Here is a 17,170-nt window from a genome sequence, read left to right as displayed (position 1 = left end):
AGGTCGATGGCGAATACGTCCAGAAAATCCAGATTTTCTACCGCTTTATCGGCCCATTGGATGCCATCGAGTAACAAAGTCAGAAAAGTCACCTCCGAGAACTATCCTACAGATGCCGGGCGTGAAGGCGAGCTGATCTTCCGTCTGGTGTATGAAATGGCTGGCTGCCGCAAGCCTATCCTTCGCCTCTGGATTTCCTCGATGGAGGACAGCGCCATCCGGGAGGGCTTTTCTGATCTGCGCCCCGGCACCGATTATGAAGCCCTGTATCAATCTGCCCTCTGCCGCCAGAAAGCGGATTGGCTGGTGGGGATCAATGCCACGCGCCTTTTCTCCGTTCTCTATCACCGCACCTTGAATGTGGGCCGTGTTCAGACGCCCACGCTGGCAATGCTGGCGGATCGTGATGCAAAGATCACACTGTTTCACAAGGAAAAATATCATCTGCTGTGCCTGACGCTGGACGGGATCGAGGCGGTGTCAGAGAAGTTCACCGATCCGACGGAGGCGGAACAGGCAGCGGCCATGTGCAAGGGTGCGGCCGTCACCTGTACTTCTGTCACGAAGGAACAGAAGAAGGAACAGCCGCCGAAGCTCTATGACCTCACCACCTTGCAGCGGGAGGCAAACCGCCTGTTTGGATACACGGCGAAACAGACCCTTGACTATGCCCAGAGCCTCTACGAAAAGAAACTGCTGACCTATCCCCGCACGGACAGCCGGTATCTGACCTCCGACATGGCAGAAACGGCTTCCTGCGTGATCCACCTGGCGGCAAAGCTGCCGCCCTTTGATGGCAGCGGCAACTTCTTCCCGCTGGTGGAGGCCATGATCTCCGACAAGGACGTATCCGACCATCACGCCATTATTCCCACGATGGAGATTGAAAAAGTGGATATCAAAGCTCTGCCCCTGGGCGAACGCAACTTGCTTCTGCTGGTCTGTTGCAAACTGCTGTGTGCATCGGCGGAGCCGTATGTGTATGAGGCGGTCACGGCAACTTTTGACTGCGGCGGCCATTCCTTTACCGCAAAGGGCAAACGCATCCTCTCCGAAGGATGGCGGGAAATCGACCGCATTTTCCGTACCTCCCTAAAAGAAAAGCCTGTGGACGGAGACGGCGGTATGCTCCCGGACTTCACCGAAGGGCAGACTTTTGACGGCGCAGAGGTTGCTGTCACCGAGCATTTCACGCAGCCCCCGAAACCATTCACGGAAGATACCCTCCTGTCCGCTATGGAGAACGCAGGCAAGGATGATATTCCCGATGAGGCAGAGCGAAAAGGTCTTGGCACGCCTGCGACCAGGGCGGCTATCATCGAAAAGCTGGTGGCTGCCGGATTTGTGGAACGCAAGGGCAAGAGCCTGATCCCCACAAAAGCCGGTATCAACCTTGTCACGATTCTGCCGGAGCCACTGACCTCTCCCATGCTGACAGCGGAATGGGAACAGAAATTGACGGAAATCGCAAAGGGCGGCGCTGACCCGGACACCTTCATGGGCGATATCCGCACGATGGTCCGGGAGATTGTTTCCACCTATTCCTGCATTACCGAGGATGGCAAAAGGCTGTTTGCCCCGGAGAAGGAAGTGATCGGTACCTGCCCCCGCTGCGGTCAGCCGGTTTATGAGGGCAAGAAGAACTTTGCGTGTTCGGATCGGTCCTGCGATTTCGTCCTCTGGAAAAATGACCGCTTCTGGACGAGCCGCAAGAAGGAACTGACAAAGAAGATGGCGGCGGACCTTTTGAAAAGGGGCCGCACCAATGTCAATGGAATGTGGTCCGAAAAGAAGCAAGCCACCTATGACGCTGCGGTGATCCTGGACGACACGGGCGACAAGTACATCAATTTCAAGCTGGAATTTCTGAAAAGAAAGGTTGGTGCTGATGGCAGAAAATAAGGCTTTGGAACATTTACCCAAAGTGAGGGCGGCGGTGGCCGCCCTCTCCCCGGAGGACCGGGAGCTGCTGGCGGCGGTGCAGGCGTCACCCTTCAAGCTGATAACACCAGAACAATTTAAGGAGTTTGCGGACAACATCGACTATTTCGTATTTGAACCAAACATCCATGACCTGAACGATCTGGGCTGGCGGTATCTGGCACAGCACATGGATACGCCGTTACCCCCGGAACTTCTGAAAGCAATCGACCCTGTTCCGTTTGGCAAGTACGCCATGCAGGAGGAACAGGGTCATTTTACGGAACACGGATATATTTCTCTCTCCGGCGACGAGTGGGTGCATGAACGCCCTGCGGAGCCGGAGAAAAAGCCCTCCATCCGGGAACGGCTGGAACAGGGCAAGAAGGAATGTGCGGAGAAATGCAAGGCGCAGCCCCATAAAGAAAAATCTGCGCCGGAACTGTAAGGAGGTTCTGATATGCCATATTACGATCACGACAAGGATTATCCCTTTGCCGCCTTTATCACCAATCTTGGGAAGTACAATGAGGGCGAACTTGTGGGCGAGTGGGTGAAGTTTCCCACCACCGCCGAGGAATTGAAGGAAGTGTTTAAGCGGATCGGGATCGGCCAGAAGGATGACTTCGGCCAGCCCTATGAGGAATGGTTCATCACGGATTATGACTGCTATGTGGATGGCCTCTATGACAAGCTGGGCGAATACGAAAATCTGGACGAGCTGAATTATCTGGCATCGAAGCTGGATGAGATGAGCGAAAGCGAATACGCACAGTTTCAGGCCGGTATGGAAATGGGCGACCATTGCGGCAGCCTGCAGGAGATCATCAACCTCACCGAGAATCTGGATTGCTATGAGGTTTACCCCGATATCCATGACTATGACGATCTGGGCCGCTATTACATCGAAGAACTGGACGTTATGCAGGTGCCAGAGCATTTGCAGAATTACATCGACTATGAGGCCTACGGCCGGGACGTTGCGTTGGAGGAAAACGGCACCTTCACGGATCAGGGGTATGTCTGGGATACCGGCAGCAGCTTCCATGAGTTTTACGACGGCGAACGCGGCAGCATCCCCGACGAGTACCGGGTGATGACCTTTCAAGACGATCTTCCCGAAGAAGAAAAATCCGAATGGGCCATGGATATTGCCTTTGACATGGACGAGTTTTTCCGTCAGAACGATCCGCAGTATGCGGCGGAGCACCCGGAGGCGCACGCCGCAAAGGAAGAAGTTTACGAAAACCTGATGGCGGGACGCATTTCCGCTCTGGATGAAAAGCTGGCGGCGCTGGGTCAGACGCAGGAGGACTATCTTCCGTCGGAGATTGAAAAGTTCAAGGATGCCACAGGCTATGAGGAATTTCTGGACTTCGACCCCGCCGAGATCAAGGCAGCGTTGGAGAATCCGGACAAGTCCCGTATTGACGAAATGCTGGCCTTTGCGGAAAAGGCAGAACGGGAGTATGCAGCGGAGGCGGCCGCCTATGTGCAGACGCCCGCCGACATTGCGGAGCAGGCGCAGGCCGTTCCGAGAGATACCTTTTCCATCTACCAACTGAAAAGCGGCAATGAAACATTGGATTACCGCTTTGAGCCGTTGGATGCCATCCGCAACAATGGCCTTTCTGTAAAGCCGGAGAACTATGAACTGGTCTACACCGCCCCGCTGACAGAGCAGGACAGTTTGGAAAGCATCTATACCCGATTTAATATCAACCACCCGGCAGACTTCAAGGGGCACTCCCTGTCCGTGTCCGATATTGTGGTGCTGCATCAGGACGGGGAGAACACCGCGCATTACTGTGACCGCTTTGGCTTCTCCCAGGTGCCGGAATTTTTGCAGCCGGAACGGGCAGCGGAGGTCACGATCCCCACGCCGGATCAGATGGCGACGCAGGAGCGGATCAGCACACCCAGAGGCAGCTTTTGTGTGACCAATATGACGCGGGAACAAATGGAGGCGGCGGGATATGGGGTTCACCATCAGTCTGACGATGGGAAATATCTCATCATGGGCAACGGCACACGGGCTTTTGCTGTCCTCGCGCAGCAGCCGGAACAGGACAATCCCCTCCGCACGGCGGAAATGACGCTGGAAGATGACTACGGGATGATCGATGGCGTTATCAACAACGGCAGACGCGGCGAAGAATTGGAAAAAGCCCAGGAGTACGCAGATCGGACAACGCCGGAGAAGCCTTCCATCCGTGAGCGGTTAGAGGATGCCAAACGGGAGTGTGCTGAGCACAAGCCCCCGGAGGGCAAGAAGCCCGGCCGTGATGTGCCGGAGCATGACTGCCTATGAGCCGAAGCAAGAAGTGGCGGCTGGAATGGGCGTTCTTCCTGGGCGAGAACGGCAGGCGGCAGTATAACCATATTTGTAAAAAATGTGTTCACGGCTGCAAGCAGAGTTTTAGGGCGTGTCTGGTCGCTTGTCCGCATTACAATTCCAAACGGTCTAAAATATGTGAAGATAGGGGTGGAAAAACCGCAAAATAATTCCCTGTATCCGTATTTTCAAAGGGAGCCTTTATGATTTCTCATGTGTCGGTCTGTTTGCTGGTACATGAAGAAAAAAGCTTGATTTCAAACACTTTCTGACACATAAAACGGGAGTACAGCTTTTCGGTTCATCCGATTGGCTGTACTCCCGCTTTTTTCTTTTTGCAAAATGAAGATATTTGTAAATTGGAAAAATAACTGCTATAATTATAAAATATAAGGATATGGTTGTTTGCGTCAGGATTAGAGAAAAATGTTTGCTATGAGAGGAATCGCTTTATGGAAAAAGCAGATAATGAGATGTATGCCTTGGTAGACGAGGAATTTCTGGCGAAATTCTCCAATCAACATTTGAACTATATGAAGAAACTTTACTACTCATTCTATGCTGGCTATTGCAAAAGAATCAAACGAAAGCCATTAACTTCTGAGGATTTTTTTAAGAATATGCACCTCAGAAGATTTCAACTATACCAACTTTGTTGCCCTTATTGTGGGACAGTTTCCTTATGCATTCACGATAAGAAAGAATCTAAGACTGCTGGATATAATTTTTGCCATTCTTGTGGCCGAACATCTACGCTAAAAAATATACAAAAGCATCTGGCTCGCTTTGTTCGTATTAAACGAATGAATCGTATTAGTATTCAGGCAGTTGCGGAACATCGACCTGAAACAGAGAAGTGGCTATTGGCGTATGACTGCTATCAAATCGAAATAATTGAACTGGCATCTATTATCGAGGTTCTATTTAGGGATTATTTTGAGGCCTTACTCTTCATAAGTTGTGAATCTAAAAAAGATAGCTTCTTGGAAAAAATTGTTCGCAAGTATACTGGGAACGACTTTATGAATATTGAAAAAACAAATGATATCTACAAAAAGGCATTTGGAATTGAAATACGAAAGAATTTGAACGCTGAAACTTGGGATGATTTACTGGATATTGTGAACCTTCGGAACATGATAGTACATAATAACGGACAAGTAGACAAGCGCTTTGAGTCCACATCTACGTTCAGAAGATGGAAAGATCGAGTAGACATCCCGCTCATTAAAATAGAAGATGAAGATATTGCTAAACTGCTTTCAAGTGTTATTGATGCTGTTACAATCATTTCAAATCTATATCTAAAAGAATACTATCAAAGACGAAACCGAGTGATAGCAAACTACTACTTTAACAAAGAAAATGCATATGATTTTTTTGCGGACACGGAATGATTAAGAAACCGGAGGGTATTATCCCTCCGGTTTGTGTTTTAAGTGTAGTCATCCAACTATCAATCTCCACACCGTCAGCGGCACATACCACACCGTCAGCGGCACATACCACACCGCCACGATCAGCCGCCAGACCAGAACGAAACCGCCGATGATCCCGGCCAGAATAAAGTTCAGCGCGAACAAGGCGATCCCACTGCCCAGGGAGCCGCCGCCTGGTATGATCCAGAGGCGCAGCCGCCAGATGCCGAACGGCAGCCCGCAGAGTATCCATAACCATAGGTAGTCCAGCTCACCGGCTTTCACGCAAGCGGACCGGAAGATGCAGTACAGCAGCGCGGCGGCCGCCACGGGCAGGATCGTCTTGCAAAAGAAATCCTTTATTGCTTCGCCTCTCGTCATAGGCTCGCCTCCTTTGATATGTCTATATCGTTATTATATTTGATGTTCTGACAAAAGCCCAGGATAAAACGCAGAAAACGGATTTATTCCAGCTCCACATTCTTTTTCCGCTCCTGCTCCGGCTGCGGCGGGGAAAGAAAATCCTCCACATTCTGACGCATGGCAGCATAGTCCTGTTCTTTCCGCTGGGCTTTCTGCAATTCAGCTTTTAGAATGGCTTTTCTTGCGTTGAGCTCGTCTATTTCGGCCTGCATCCGCTCTGTGGCAGGCAGCGGAACCGCACCCAGCCGCTTACACTCCCTGGCGGCGGCTTCAAAAAGGATGATCTCGCTCTCATGCCCTCGCAGAAACTTTTCCTTATCCCTGGACGCCTTATAGCGGTCATAGATTGACTTGAGCTGGCGGTAGGCGGCGACGTGCTTCATCTTCAAGGCCAGCTCGTCGATTTTCGCCCCGGTATCCCGAAGGTCCGCTTTCAGCCGGGCAGCGGAGGCGGATGCCACCTCGCACCGATCCAACAATTCTTCATAACTGCCGATACCATGCTCCGTCAAAAAGTTGGAGGTATCCGCGATCCGTTTCAGATTTTCGATGGTCGCCCAGCGGCGATAGCCTGCACTCTGCTGCGCCTTGATGTTGTTCTGGATATCAATGAGCAGACTGATCTTTCCATTCTGCTGTTTCGGTTGGCGGGAAGGTCTGGCGCGTCCGGCAATCCGGGCGGCAAGGGCTTCTTCGGTGTAGTCCATCCCCAAGGTTTTCAGACGGGTAAACCGTTCCTGATCCGGCGCTCTGGCGGAGATATATTTGCCACGCTTGATCTCATAGCCTTCTCTCTGCAGGCGGCGAAGCAGTTCTTCCAGGTTGGAACAGGCTGGCAGGAGCCGGTCAATAGCAGCTTTCAGCTTCGCCTTATAACTGGTGCCGTTTTGCGTGGTCTGATGTTCAATATAGCTTTTGCCCTTGTCCTGTCCGGGGATGATGACGGACAGACCGTGTTCTTTGCAAAGCCTGTCCGAAGTGCGGCGGATGAAGTGATAGCTCCGCTTATTGGAGTGATAGTGCTTGTGATCCTGAAAGCTGACCGCATTGAAAATCAAGTGGTTATGAACATGATCTTTGTCTATGTGGGTGGTAAGTACAAATTCATACTTGCCGCCCAAGATTTCTTTTGCAAGTTCCATGCCTATTTCATGGGCCTGTTCCGGCGTAACCTCCCCAGGCTGAAAGGCTTGGATCAGGTGTCGGCCCAGGTTCGTTCCCTTGTCGATGGCATGGCGGCGGGTCCAGGCAAATTCGATATCCGCAGTTTCGACGGAGCAGCCATAGGCGGATACCAGGAGCTTCCCGTCTGTTTTCTCCGGGTTGCAGATATAGTCAATGGCTGCTTTCAGCGTTGACTTGATAGGATGTGTCTTTGTAACTGCCATATCTCGTCCAGCCTTTCCCGTATCTCGTCCATGTCGGCCTGATACGCAGGACCTCCGGCGTTGATCCGCTTGGCGATCTGATTGATGTTCCGGCCGATGGCGGAAAGCTCTTTGGTGAACGCCTTGATATCTGCGGTATCTGTATAGATGATATACCCGTCAATCGCCATCTTGCGGAGATAGGCACCGATCCGCTGGGTGGGGAGCTGAGCCATCTTCTGTTCAATCAAAGCCCGTTCCTCCGCCGTCACCGGGCAGCGAAGAACGATGGGCCGTTTCCTGTTCGCCATAGCGGATACCTCCGTTTCTCATAAGGGTTTGGGATATCCCAACAAGCAGTTTTCTCTTTTCGGGCAAGGGACCTGAAAAGAAGAAAAATCCGCAAGTGTGGCTACACTTGCTGTGCTTGCTGACTACTTCGTACCCCCGTATTCCTTCCGCTACCCATACTACAATCTGAATGGGGCCTTTTGGCCACATCTGCGGATTTTGCAAAAGAAAAACGCCATGAACTACCTGTTCATAGCGTTCCTTACACCGTATTCAATTTTCTCCCTCGCTGTCTGCTCTTGCATCCAGTAGCGCTTGCGCCGTTGCCGTAAGGATTTTGATTTCCGCATCCGTCAGCTCGTCCAACAGCGTTTCAAACTGCATACGCTCCGTAGACTTGCCCTCCATAGCTTCGCCATGAAGAATCTGATCCACGGAGATATGATACCGGGACATCAGCTCTAAGAATACCTGTACGCTGGGATGCTGTCCCTTATTCTCGATGTTGGCGAGATAGCGCGGCGAAATAAACAGCGCATCAGCTGCCTTATTCCGGGATTCTTTCTGCTTTGTGCGCCCGGCTTTGATTGCTGCGCCATACGGCTTGAAGTCGATTTTCGCAACAGGCCGCTTATCTTTCTTCGTTCTTTTAGACATATCCATTCACCCTACTACATTCTACTGTTCACCTCGTTTTCAAGGATATGCCTTATTAGTTCATTGTGTTAGCTTAAATACTTCCTATTATTCACATTCGGTCTATTGCTATTATTCGTTTGACCGTATATAATATATCATGGTAGGTTTTGAACAGAAAGGACGGGTGCTTGTATGGAATATGTATCTTGTGCGGAAGTGGCGGCAAAATGGGGCATTTCCGAAAGACGGGTGCAGAAACTTTGCGAGGGTGAGCGCATACCCGGCGCGGTAAAGTTCAGCCGCATTTGGTTGATACCCAAAGACGCGGAAAAGCCTGTTGACGGGAGAAGAATAGACAGTAAGATAATTGATAAATAGTTGAAAAATGAGCACTACACTTAATTGTTAGGAGGTGTGTAAAGTGGGAGCAAAAATCTTAATCGCTGACGATGAAAGCGACATTGTTTCTATGCTCGGCAGCTTTTTTGAAAGCAAGGGCTTTCGTGTCCTGCCCGCTTTCAATGGTGCAGAAGCACTAAAGCAAGTGGAAAAACAACCGGATATTATTTTGCTTGACATCAATATGCCCGGAAAAGACGGGTTAGAAGTTTGCAAGCGTATCCGCGATCACATATCCTGCCCGATCCTTTTTCTGACTGCTCGAATCGAAGATACAGATAAGGTAAAAGGCTTTACTGTTGGCGGCGATGATTACATTGTGAAGCCCTTTTCACTTATGGAACTTGACGCGCGGGTGCGCGCTCATCTGCGCCGGGAAGCACGACACAATTTTGAAGCACAAGTCAAGTTTTCCGGTGATTTGACGATTGACTATTCAGAACGTTGCTTGTTCTTTGGCGATAAGCGTGTCGGTCTTGCAAAAAAGGAATTTGATATTGTGGAACTGCTTTCTCAAAATCCAGGACAGATCTTTGATAAAGAACGGATATATGAGCGTATTTGGGGTTATGACAGCGAGGGCGACAGCAGCGTTGTGGCAGAGCATATCCGCAGAATACGATCCAAAATCGCGGCATATACCGACCGCATATATATTGAAACGGTTTGGGGGTGTGGATACAAATGGGTCAAGTAAATTGCCGCAAGCACTATTTATCTCTCCGAAAAAGCCTTGTTCTCTATATAATTGCCTTTGTTGTACTCGCAGTCTTTCTATCCGTAACGACTTTTTCAATCTGTGGTAATGCTGCCGAAGGTATCAGAGCATCTTATCCCCCGTCCGGCGAAAAATATTATTTGACAAATGAACAGGGGGAACAGTTGGGCGACGGCGCTTACATCGGGACAGTGCCCGTCCCGATGTCTAAAGAGGACGAGCGTACCATTGCGCTACTGGAGAAACTTCCCATTGTTGCAACTCCTATCTATTCTGCATTCTGTATTATCGCTGCTGCGCTGCTGTTTTACAGAAACAGGCTGAAAAAGCCGCTTGTGGAACTGCGGACTGCTTCTGAAAAAATAGCGAACAATGACTTGGACTTTTCAATCGACTATGATAACAACGATGAATTGGGGCAGCTTTGCGCGTCCTTTGAAATCATGCGGACAACCCTTGCGGACAATTTCTCTAAAATGTGGCGGCAAGTTGAAGAACGAAAAGCACTCAACGCCGCTTTTGCTCACGATTTGCGTACCCCTCTAACAGTACTAAAAGGCTATAATGAAATGCTGCAAGCCAGCGAAAATCCTCAAACACAAGAAACCGCCGCCATAATGGGCAAACATATCTCCCGTATGGAAAGCTATGTGAGCAGTATGAGCAATCTTAGGCGCATGGAAGATGCGCAGCCGGAGTACAAGTTGATAGACTTGCAGACAGTGGCATCTTCTTTGTATGACAGCGCAAAAATCGTATGTGCGAAAAACGGAAAAGAATTGATTTTACAAAATGACATGCCTGTTTCGCAGTTATCCCTTGATGGGGCCTTTGTTTCACAGGTCAGCAATAACCTGATCTCCAACGCGGTTCGGTATGCCCGGACTGCGGTGACAATCTCTTTTGCCTTGCGTGACAATGGTCTGCTGCTTTCCGTATCGGATGATGGAAAGGGGTTTGACAAAAACGGTCTGCAAAAAGCCACCAGTCCATATTACACAGAGGAAAGCAACCATTCCGAGCACTTTGGACTTGGGCTGTATATTTGCAAGCTGCTTTGTGAACACCACAACGGCTATTTGAAGATCGAAAATACTGCATCCGGGGCAAAGGTATCCGCCTACTTCAAATCTCCTGCCTTGTAGATAAAAAGTAGATATTTTCCCTCTATACTCTCCATGAAAACACATGGAGAGTATTTTTTTGCTCCCTATGGAGAAAGGGGCTTTTTATGGAATTAAAAACGATCGGACTGACAAAAAAGTTCGGTTCCAAAACCGCCGTGGACAATTTGAATATTACCTTAACAAATGGCGTCTACGGCTTACTGGGTGCAAATGGCGCAGGGAAAACAACGCTTATGCGTCTGCTCTGCAATATCCAAAATCCTACTTCCGGGAAAATTCTGCTGAACGGGAAAAACATTGTGGGGCTGGGTGAACGCTATCGCAATCTTTTGGGCTACTTGCCCCAGCACTTCGGATATTACCCGGATTTTTCAGCGTTTGACTTTCTGCTCTATGTTTCTGCCCTAAAAGGATTGGACGAGAAGGCGGCGCGGAAGAAGTCAAAGGAGCTGCTGGAAGCAGTAGACTTATCGAGAGAAAGTAAGCACAAAATCAAAACCTTTTCCGGGGGCATGAAGCAGCGTTTGGGGATTGCACAGGCCATGCTCAATGACCCCCATATTTTGATTTTAGACGAGCCGACGGCGGGGCTTGACCCGAAAGAACGCGTCCGTTTCCGCAATTTGATCAGCGCCTTTTCCAAAGACCGCATTGTGATCCTGTCTACGCATATTGTTTCCGATGTGGAGTTTATTGCGGAGGAAATCATCATGATGAAATCCGGGCAAATCATTCACTTTGGAAATCCGCAGGAGATCACTTCTGAAATCGACGGCCAAGTGTGGGAATGTACGGTTCCGACTGCCTATGCGGAAAAATACGCGGCTGCCTACAACACAAGCAACTTGCGAAACACCAGCGAAAACCAGACAATTTTACGGATCATTGGAGATCGTCCGCCGATGGAAAATGCAGTAAGGGTGCAGCCTACTTTGGAAGATTTGTACCTGTTCTATTTCAAAGGGGGCTGTGAAGAATGAAAAAACTGATTCTTTTTGAACTGCGGAAAGTGTTTTCAAAGCGTTTGGCGCTCATCGCTCTAATTGGAATTATCCTGTTTTCTGCCTTGCTATCCTTTTCCACCTTTCAAAACAAATATGCGTTTGACCAAAATATCGGTAAAGGTACTGGCAAAACAGCAGTAGAAATCGACAAGGAAATTGCAGCGAAATATGAAGGAATCCTGACAGACAAAAAAGTGCAGCAAATGATGTCTGATTTTGCACCGACATCAGATTTACATGGATTGAGTGCAATCTATGTTTATCAAAACGCCATGCAATCGGCAGCCTTTTCACGGTTTTCTGATAAAGAGGGAAATTGGAACGGATTAAGTGTTTCTGATGTATTTGGCAATGAAGAAATCAAAATTGGCTATGTGGACGGTTGGCTTTCCACCAGCCGAAACATGGTGCGGGTTTTTGTCGCGCTTGCTCTTGCGGTTATCATCATGCTTGCTCCGATTTTCTCCGGCGAGTATGAAGGTGTTGATAATATCATATTGACAAGCAAGTACGGTAAAACCAAATGCGCTACTGCAAAGGTGGTTGCAGGTATTATCACCGCCATTCTCACTACCACGCTGATTGCAGCATTTAACCTGCTTCTTGCTTTTGTTTTTTATGGAACAGAAGGGTTGGATTGCAGTATTCTATTTGCCCCCAGTGACTATGTGGAAGCGTTTATCCCTTTTAATATCACCTGCGGTACGCTGCTCAAATATCAAATTCTGCTGGCATTTACCTGTACGCTTAGCGTTACGGGAATTACACTGTTCCTATCTGCAATCAGTAAAAATCAGATTGTAGCTTTGGTTGCGGCGATGGCAATTTTTCTTTTTCCCGTTTTGCTGCCGATCACCGAAGTAAATCCATTGTTCCGATTGGTTGGACTTCTTCCGATCTATCATGTACTGGCCATTTCGCTCCTGTCGGTGGAACAAATGAGTAACGGGATGCTGTATGCGATATGGGCAATCCCGGCAGCACTGCTCTTTTTGGGAGTTGGTGCAGGTATCTCTCGCCGTGTATTTGCAAAGCATCAAGTTTTATAAATCATTCGCACAGAGCCGCTAACAGCAGATTTGCGCGAAATAAAAAACGGCGGCTTTAATACGAAATCAAAGCCGCCGTTTTCTTTTCGAAAAATAAGAATACGGGGGGTGTGTTAAAGTCGCCCTTTTTTAAGGACACGGCGGTATCTGGGAGGTATTGCCGTGTCCTTTTTGCTTTTTCGCAACGTCCATGATCTGCACCAGTTAAAAAAAGCGTAGCCCCTCCATCGGACTATTCCGGCTATGAGTATGAACACAGAAATCATGTAAATAGATTTTATAATTCTTCTGCGCCTGTCTGCGTTTTGCAGACAGGCGCTTTTTGTCGTTATCGGGGATGTTTCTACTGTCCCCGCGCTCCGCCCTTTGCCTGATCCGGCCACCCACCCGATCAGGACGAAAGGAGCGCACAAATGAGCGACAGAAAAAATAATTTTGATTTTTCCCGGCAGAGCTGGCCAAAACAGCCTTCCGCAGAACGAGTAGTGGGCGAAAGGGGAAGAAAAGAACTGCCTCCCGGCACGAAGGGAGGTGAGAACATGAAACCTGATCGCCACGCCGAACACAAGCAGCACGCCTTTGACAGCTTTTGCAAAAAGGTCTTGAAGTGCGAGGCCTGCAATGGCTATCGAGAGATCAGCCGCAGGAAGAAGCACAGCATCCCTTTCAGCGAACTGCCGGAGGACGCAATGGAGCAGCTTGCGGCCTATGACCGTTATCCCTGGGAGTACAACACCTTCATTCTTGGCGGTGATGTGATCCTGATCGAAAACGATCTGCTGGCCGATGCGCTGAACGCCTTGCCTCAGGACAACCGGGATATCCTTCTGATGTACTGGTTCCTGGAAATGGCGGACCGTGAGATCGCGGAGCGTATGAACCTGGCCCGCAGGACGATCAACAACCGCAGGCTGAAATCCTATCGGCTGCTGAAAGAGCTGATGGGAGGTGATACGGATGCGTGACACCGCAGCTTCCCGGAATAATCTTCTTCCTTATCCGGTCATTACCGCCGCTGTCCAGGGCGACCCTGACGCGGTAAACCGTGTGATCGGCCACTACTCCGGCTACATAGCGGCGCTTTCCACAAGGACAAGCTATGATCCTCAGGGCTGTCCTCATTCTCAGGTGGACGATGATCTGCGCCGCAGACTGGAAACGAAGCTGATTATTGCGATTCTGGATTTTGACCTGACCTGATTCAGATGACCGCCGTGCGTTCCCCTTTCCGCATGGTGTGTTCCGCACCTTGACAAAGAAAGCCCGTTGGGAGGCCAGCGCCGCAGTATAAGGCAAACGGATACATTCCTGTTTGTGCCGAGCCATACGGTCGGTGCGCCATGACCTCCATGCGGAGAGAGCGAGAAACACCAGACCGCAAAGCAAGCGTGGCAGCTTGCGGGCGATGACACACGGGCAGGGTCAAAGATACTCGCGCATTGAACGCCCAAAAAGCATTGTGCGCCGCACCCATCAGCATGGGCCGGGGTTAGACTCCCGTGGAGCTGTGCCAGCAGCCGTCCGTTTTGCCTCTTTCATTGCTATCTTTATGCTTTATGAAAGGGGATTTTATCATGCAAGATAAAGCTACAAATCCCGGCAAGACCAGCAGACCAGAGAAAAATCCTCTGGATGCAAAAACGACCTATCACATTGGCAATCGGTCGTTCGTTGTTGAGCCGGTTTTCAAAGAAGAAAGCCCGGATACCCTGGGTAGCGTTCTCCTTCGCCTGATGAAGTCCGAGAGTGAAAAGCTGTAAATAGCTTTCAAACCCGGCTGACAGAGGCAGCAAATGGCGGTATAATGTGTTCGTACAAGTATATTTGCTATTCGACTGCCTTGACGGAAGGAGGACTTATGAAACAGTCGAATAACAAAAAATCCCGTGACGTGACCGCCTTTCTCTATGAAAGGCTTTCCCGTGACGATAATCTTGAAGGCGAAAGCTACAGCATCGGCAATCAAAAGAAACTGCTTGCCAAAGTCGCAAAGGAAAAGGGCTACACAAATCTGGTTCATTTTCTGGATGACGGCATTTCCGGCGTGACGATGGATCGCCCTGGTTTTGTAGAAATGATCTGCCAGTTGGAACAGGGAAAAGCCGCCGCCGTCTTTGTCAAAGACCTTTCCCGCCTGGGGCGAAACTACATTGAGGTCGGACGGCTGACGGAAGAATTTTTCCCGAACCATGATATCCGCTTGGTGGCCGTTTCGGATAACATCGACACGGCAGAGGGCGAAAATGAGCTTGCCCCGATCCGCAACCTGTTCAACGAGTGGTATGCCCGCGATATCAGCAAAAAGCGGCGCATCAGCAATAAGATCAAGGGCAATGCCGGTGAGCCGATGGGCCAGCCTCCCTATGGTTACATCAAGGACCCGAATGATCCGAAGCATTGGATCGTGGATGACGAGGCAGCCCAGGTTGTGCGCCGCGTTTACAGCATGACTTTGGAGGGGTTCGGAACAGAGCAGATTGCCGCCCAGCTTGAAAAGGACGATGTCCTGACCCCGCGGGCCTACTGGCTCACGAAGGGCATCAAACGCCCCGGCAAGGGCAAACAGCAGCCTCCTACCAAGTGGAACAGCTCCACAATAACCAAAATTCTCTCCCTGCAGGAATACTGTGGTGACATTCTCAATTTCAAAACTTATTCCAAATCCTACAAGAATAAGAAGCGAATCGACAATGACCGTGAGAATTGGGTGGTGTTCCAGGACGTCCATGAGGCGATCATCGAGCGTGCTGTGTATGCGCAGGTGCAGCAGAAGCGGGGCAAAATCCGTAAGCGCCGCACCAACAATGGAGAACACAATATGTTTTCCGGCCTGTTGGTCTGCGCCGATTGCGGCAGTAACCTTCACTTTCACTTCAATCAGGGCAATCCGGAGATCAAGTATTTCAACTGCTCCAACTACAAGGGCAATCGCGGCACCTGCACCTCTACCCATTATGTCCGCGTAGACTTCCTGGAGGAAGTAGTGCTGGGAGAGATACGGCGCTTAATGAAATTCGCCAGCCTCTATGAGGACGAATTTGTAAAAGCTGTGATCGGTCATTCCAAGCAGGCGGAACAGACAGACCGCAAGCTGAAGGAAAAAGAGCTAAGAACGCTCCTTGCCCGTGATGAAGAATTGGACGGCCTTTTTGAGCGCATCTATGAGGACAATGTTTCCGGCAAGCTCTCCGATGACCGCTTCGCAAAAATGTCCCGGCGGTATGAGGACGAGCAAAAGGAACTGTCGGAGAAAATAAAAAAGCTCCGCTCCGAAATAGAGAAGCAGAGCAGCCGTTCCATGACAACGGATATGTTTATCGGTCTTGTCCGCAAGTACACCAGAGCGAGAAAACTGACGCCCAGGATGCTGAATGAACTGATTGAGAAGATTGAAGTATTCAATGCTGAGAAGATCGACGGCGTATGGGAGCAGCGGCTTCGCATCCACTATAACTGCGTCGGAACGATTGAGATTCCAACGGTGCTGCCCCTGCCGATCCCGGAAGTGTCCGTAAATACAAGAAAAGGCGTAGTCGTCAACTACGCCCCCTGTGAACTCGCTGTATAAAAAGCGAGTGTTCTTACAGCCTTTCAAATGCTATAAGAACACTCGCCATGGTGCGGATAAGAGGACTTGAACCTCCACCGAGTTGCCCCGATTAGAACCTGAATCTAACGCGTCTGCCAATTCCGCCATATCCGCATATTCTGTTGTGTTCCTGCGCCGTAGCGCCGGGAACGATAGTTATTATACCAGATACAAAGGAAATGTCAAGGCTTAATTTCAAAATTATTCGACAAATTTTTGCAGCAAAGTTGGTGCACTCTGGATAGCGGCTGCGGGGCGCTTTTTAGGGCAGATTATGGTACAATAAACGATAGACAGTACCGCACAATTCCCGCCTGACGGCTTAAGCACCGTTCCGGCGGCTGCGGCACGGCATCTGCGTTGCCAAAATGCTCAATAATACACAAAGTATTATCTGCGCTTTTGGCTTAGCATCTGCCGCACCTCGCGCGCCGTATCGGCACTTAGAATTATGCGATACTGTCTATACGTCCGGGCACCGCCCGGCGATTACGGAAAAACGAGGGAAAACGATGCTGAATGTGATTATTTTTCTGGTGGGCGCGCTGATCATGTTTTACATGGCGCTGCGCAGCGTGCGGGCGCGGCAGCAGCTGCGCACCAAAGGCGTCTGCGTGCAGGCAACGGTAAGCGGCACGGTGCAGAACCGGGACGGCGCTGCCTATGTGCTGGAGTTTACCACCGCAGGCGGCAGCCACCGGCTGCAGTACCCCAAGCCCGCCAAAGGCAAGCCCTTTGCCGAGGGCAGCGTGGTCACCCTGTACTACGACCCCGATGCCCCGGAGAAGATGTTCGTAGAGGGCGACAAGTCCGTGCTGGGTGCCGAGCTGCTGTACGCTGGCATCGGCGTGGCGCTGCTGGTGCTGATGGTCGGCATCATGAACCGCTGAG

18 protein-coding genes and 1 tRNA gene are annotated in these 17,170 nt (G+C 50.1%); 14 read left to right on the top strand and 5 right to left on the bottom strand.

Annotated elements, in window-relative coordinates; genetic code table 11:
- The 4 genes from C7J97_RS08615 to C7J97_RS08595 all read left to right on the top strand — a co-directional run.
- On the top strand, nucleotides 1-1,902 hold a 1,902-nt coding region (locus C7J97_RS08615), incomplete at its 5' end, for a type IA DNA topoisomerase (protein WP_423240879.1).
- Nucleotides 1,889-2,368, top strand: coding sequence for a hypothetical protein (locus tag C7J97_RS08610; protein WP_113992612.1), 480 nt, complete (start codon nucleotides 1,889-1,891; stop codon nucleotides 2,366-2,368). The genes C7J97_RS08615 and C7J97_RS08610, both read left to right, overlap by 14 nt.
- 12 nt (nucleotides 2,369-2,380) lie before the next feature.
- The gene (locus C7J97_RS15375; protein WP_113992613.1) at nucleotides 2,381-4,231 is read left to right on the top strand and encodes an antirestriction protein ArdA; all 1,851 of its coding nucleotides are present in this window, start codon (nucleotides 2,381-2,383) and stop codon (nucleotides 4,229-4,231) included.
- A 476-nt stretch (nucleotides 4,232-4,707) separates the two neighbouring features.
- The gene (locus C7J97_RS08595; protein ID WP_113992615.1) at nucleotides 4,708-5,652 is read left to right on the top strand and encodes a hypothetical protein; all 945 of its coding nucleotides are present in this window, start codon (nucleotides 4,708-4,710) and stop codon (nucleotides 5,650-5,652) included.
- 48 nt (nucleotides 5,653-5,700) lie between these two features.
- Here C7J97_RS08595 and C7J97_RS08590 read toward each other — a convergent pair whose 3' ends face one another.
- The 4 genes from C7J97_RS08590 to C7J97_RS08575 all read right to left on the bottom strand — a co-directional run bounded on the left by C7J97_RS08590 (nucleotide 5,701) and on the right by C7J97_RS08575 (nucleotide 8,411).
- Complete coding sequence (locus C7J97_RS08590; RefSeq protein WP_113992616.1) at nucleotides 5,701-6,054, bottom strand: DUF6050 family protein; 354 nt, start codon at nucleotides 6,052-6,054, stop codon at nucleotides 5,701-5,703.
- 83 nt (nucleotides 6,055-6,137) lie between these two features.
- Complete coding sequence (locus tag C7J97_RS08585; RefSeq protein ID WP_113992617.1) at nucleotides 6,138-7,484, bottom strand: relaxase/mobilization nuclease domain-containing protein; 1,347 nt, start codon at nucleotides 7,482-7,484, stop codon at nucleotides 6,138-6,140.
- Nucleotides 7,445-7,774 carry a plasmid mobilization protein gene (locus tag C7J97_RS08580; RefSeq protein WP_113992618.1) on the bottom strand — a complete coding sequence of 110 codons (330 nt, stop codon included), beginning with the start codon at nucleotides 7,772-7,774 and terminating at the stop codon, nucleotides 7,445-7,447. Before C7J97_RS08580 ends, C7J97_RS08585 begins: the two co-directional genes overlap by 40 nt.
- A 253-nt stretch (nucleotides 7,775-8,027) precedes the next feature.
- Complete coding sequence (locus C7J97_RS08575) at nucleotides 8,028-8,411, bottom strand: helix-turn-helix transcriptional regulator (protein WP_113992676.1); 384 nt, start codon at nucleotides 8,409-8,411, stop codon at nucleotides 8,028-8,030.
- A gap of 174 nt (nucleotides 8,412-8,585) precedes the next feature.
- Here C7J97_RS08575 and C7J97_RS15365 point away from each other — a divergent pair, with 174 nt between their 5' ends.
- The 9 genes from C7J97_RS15365 (at nucleotide 8,586) to C7J97_RS08530 (ending at nucleotide 16,258) form a co-directional block, all read left to right on the top strand.
- Complete coding sequence (locus tag C7J97_RS15365; protein WP_097782604.1) at nucleotides 8,586-8,771, top strand: MerR family transcriptional regulator; 186 nt, start codon at nucleotides 8,586-8,588, stop codon at nucleotides 8,769-8,771.
- A 43-nt stretch (nucleotides 8,772-8,814) separates the two neighbouring features.
- Nucleotides 8,815-9,489, top strand: a complete 675-nt coding sequence (locus tag C7J97_RS08565) for a response regulator transcription factor (protein ID WP_113992619.1) — start codon at nucleotides 8,815-8,817, stop codon at nucleotides 9,487-9,489.
- The gene (locus C7J97_RS08560; RefSeq protein ID WP_113992620.1) at nucleotides 9,477-10,655 is read left to right on the top strand and encodes a sensor histidine kinase; all 1,179 of its coding nucleotides are present in this window, start codon (nucleotides 9,477-9,479) and stop codon (nucleotides 10,653-10,655) included. Before C7J97_RS08565 ends, C7J97_RS08560 begins: the two co-directional genes overlap by 13 nt.
- An 86-nt stretch (nucleotides 10,656-10,741) precedes the next feature.
- Nucleotides 10,742-11,617 carry an ABC transporter ATP-binding protein gene (locus C7J97_RS08555; RefSeq protein WP_097782607.1) on the top strand — a complete coding sequence of 292 codons (876 nt, stop codon included), beginning with the start codon at nucleotides 10,742-10,744 and terminating at the stop codon, nucleotides 11,615-11,617.
- On the top strand, nucleotides 11,614-12,690 hold the full coding sequence (locus tag C7J97_RS08550) for an ABC transporter permease (RefSeq protein ID WP_113992621.1): 1,077 nt from the start codon (nucleotides 11,614-11,616) through the stop codon (nucleotides 12,688-12,690). The genes C7J97_RS08555 and C7J97_RS08550 overlap by 4 nt, the downstream gene beginning before the upstream one ends.
- A 413-nt stretch (nucleotides 12,691-13,103) precedes the next feature.
- Complete coding sequence (locus C7J97_RS08545; RefSeq protein WP_113992622.1) at nucleotides 13,104-13,655, top strand: sigma factor-like helix-turn-helix DNA-binding protein; 552 nt, start codon at nucleotides 13,104-13,106, stop codon at nucleotides 13,653-13,655.
- Nucleotides 13,648-13,890, top strand: coding sequence for a helix-turn-helix domain-containing protein (locus C7J97_RS08540; RefSeq protein WP_113992623.1), 243 nt, complete (start codon nucleotides 13,648-13,650; stop codon nucleotides 13,888-13,890). Before C7J97_RS08545 ends, C7J97_RS08540 begins: the two co-directional genes overlap by 8 nt.
- Before the next feature lie 374 nt (nucleotides 13,891-14,264).
- Nucleotides 14,265-14,450 carry a hypothetical protein gene (locus C7J97_RS08535; RefSeq protein ID WP_113992624.1) on the top strand — a complete coding sequence of 62 codons (186 nt, stop codon included), beginning with the start codon at nucleotides 14,265-14,267 and terminating at the stop codon, nucleotides 14,448-14,450.
- A gap of 98 nt (nucleotides 14,451-14,548) precedes the next feature.
- The gene (locus C7J97_RS08530; protein WP_113992625.1) at nucleotides 14,549-16,258 is read left to right on the top strand and encodes a recombinase family protein; all 1,710 of its coding nucleotides are present in this window, start codon (nucleotides 14,549-14,551) and stop codon (nucleotides 16,256-16,258) included.
- A gap of 48 nt (nucleotides 16,259-16,306) precedes the next feature.
- On the opposite strand, the gene C7J97_RS08525 is transcribed toward C7J97_RS08530, so the two are convergent.
- Nucleotides 16,307-16,393, bottom strand: a tRNA-Leu gene (locus C7J97_RS08525).
- A gap of 398 nt (nucleotides 16,394-16,791) precedes the next feature.
- On the opposite strand from C7J97_RS08525, the gene C7J97_RS08520 reads away from it, so the two are divergent.
- Complete coding sequence (locus tag C7J97_RS08520) at nucleotides 16,792-17,169, top strand: DUF3592 domain-containing protein (RefSeq protein WP_113992626.1); 378 nt, start codon at nucleotides 16,792-16,794, stop codon at nucleotides 17,167-17,169.
- The last annotated feature ends 1 nt before the right edge of the window (nucleotide 17,170 follow it).

The organism is Faecalibacterium prausnitzii, assembly GCF_003324185.1.
Taxonomy (GTDB): domain Bacteria; phylum Bacillota; class Clostridia; order Oscillospirales; family Ruminococcaceae; genus Faecalibacterium; species Faecalibacterium prausnitzii.
The sequence above is the reverse complement of the archived record's forward strand: the minus strand, read 5'-3'. Positions and strand labels throughout refer to the sequence as shown.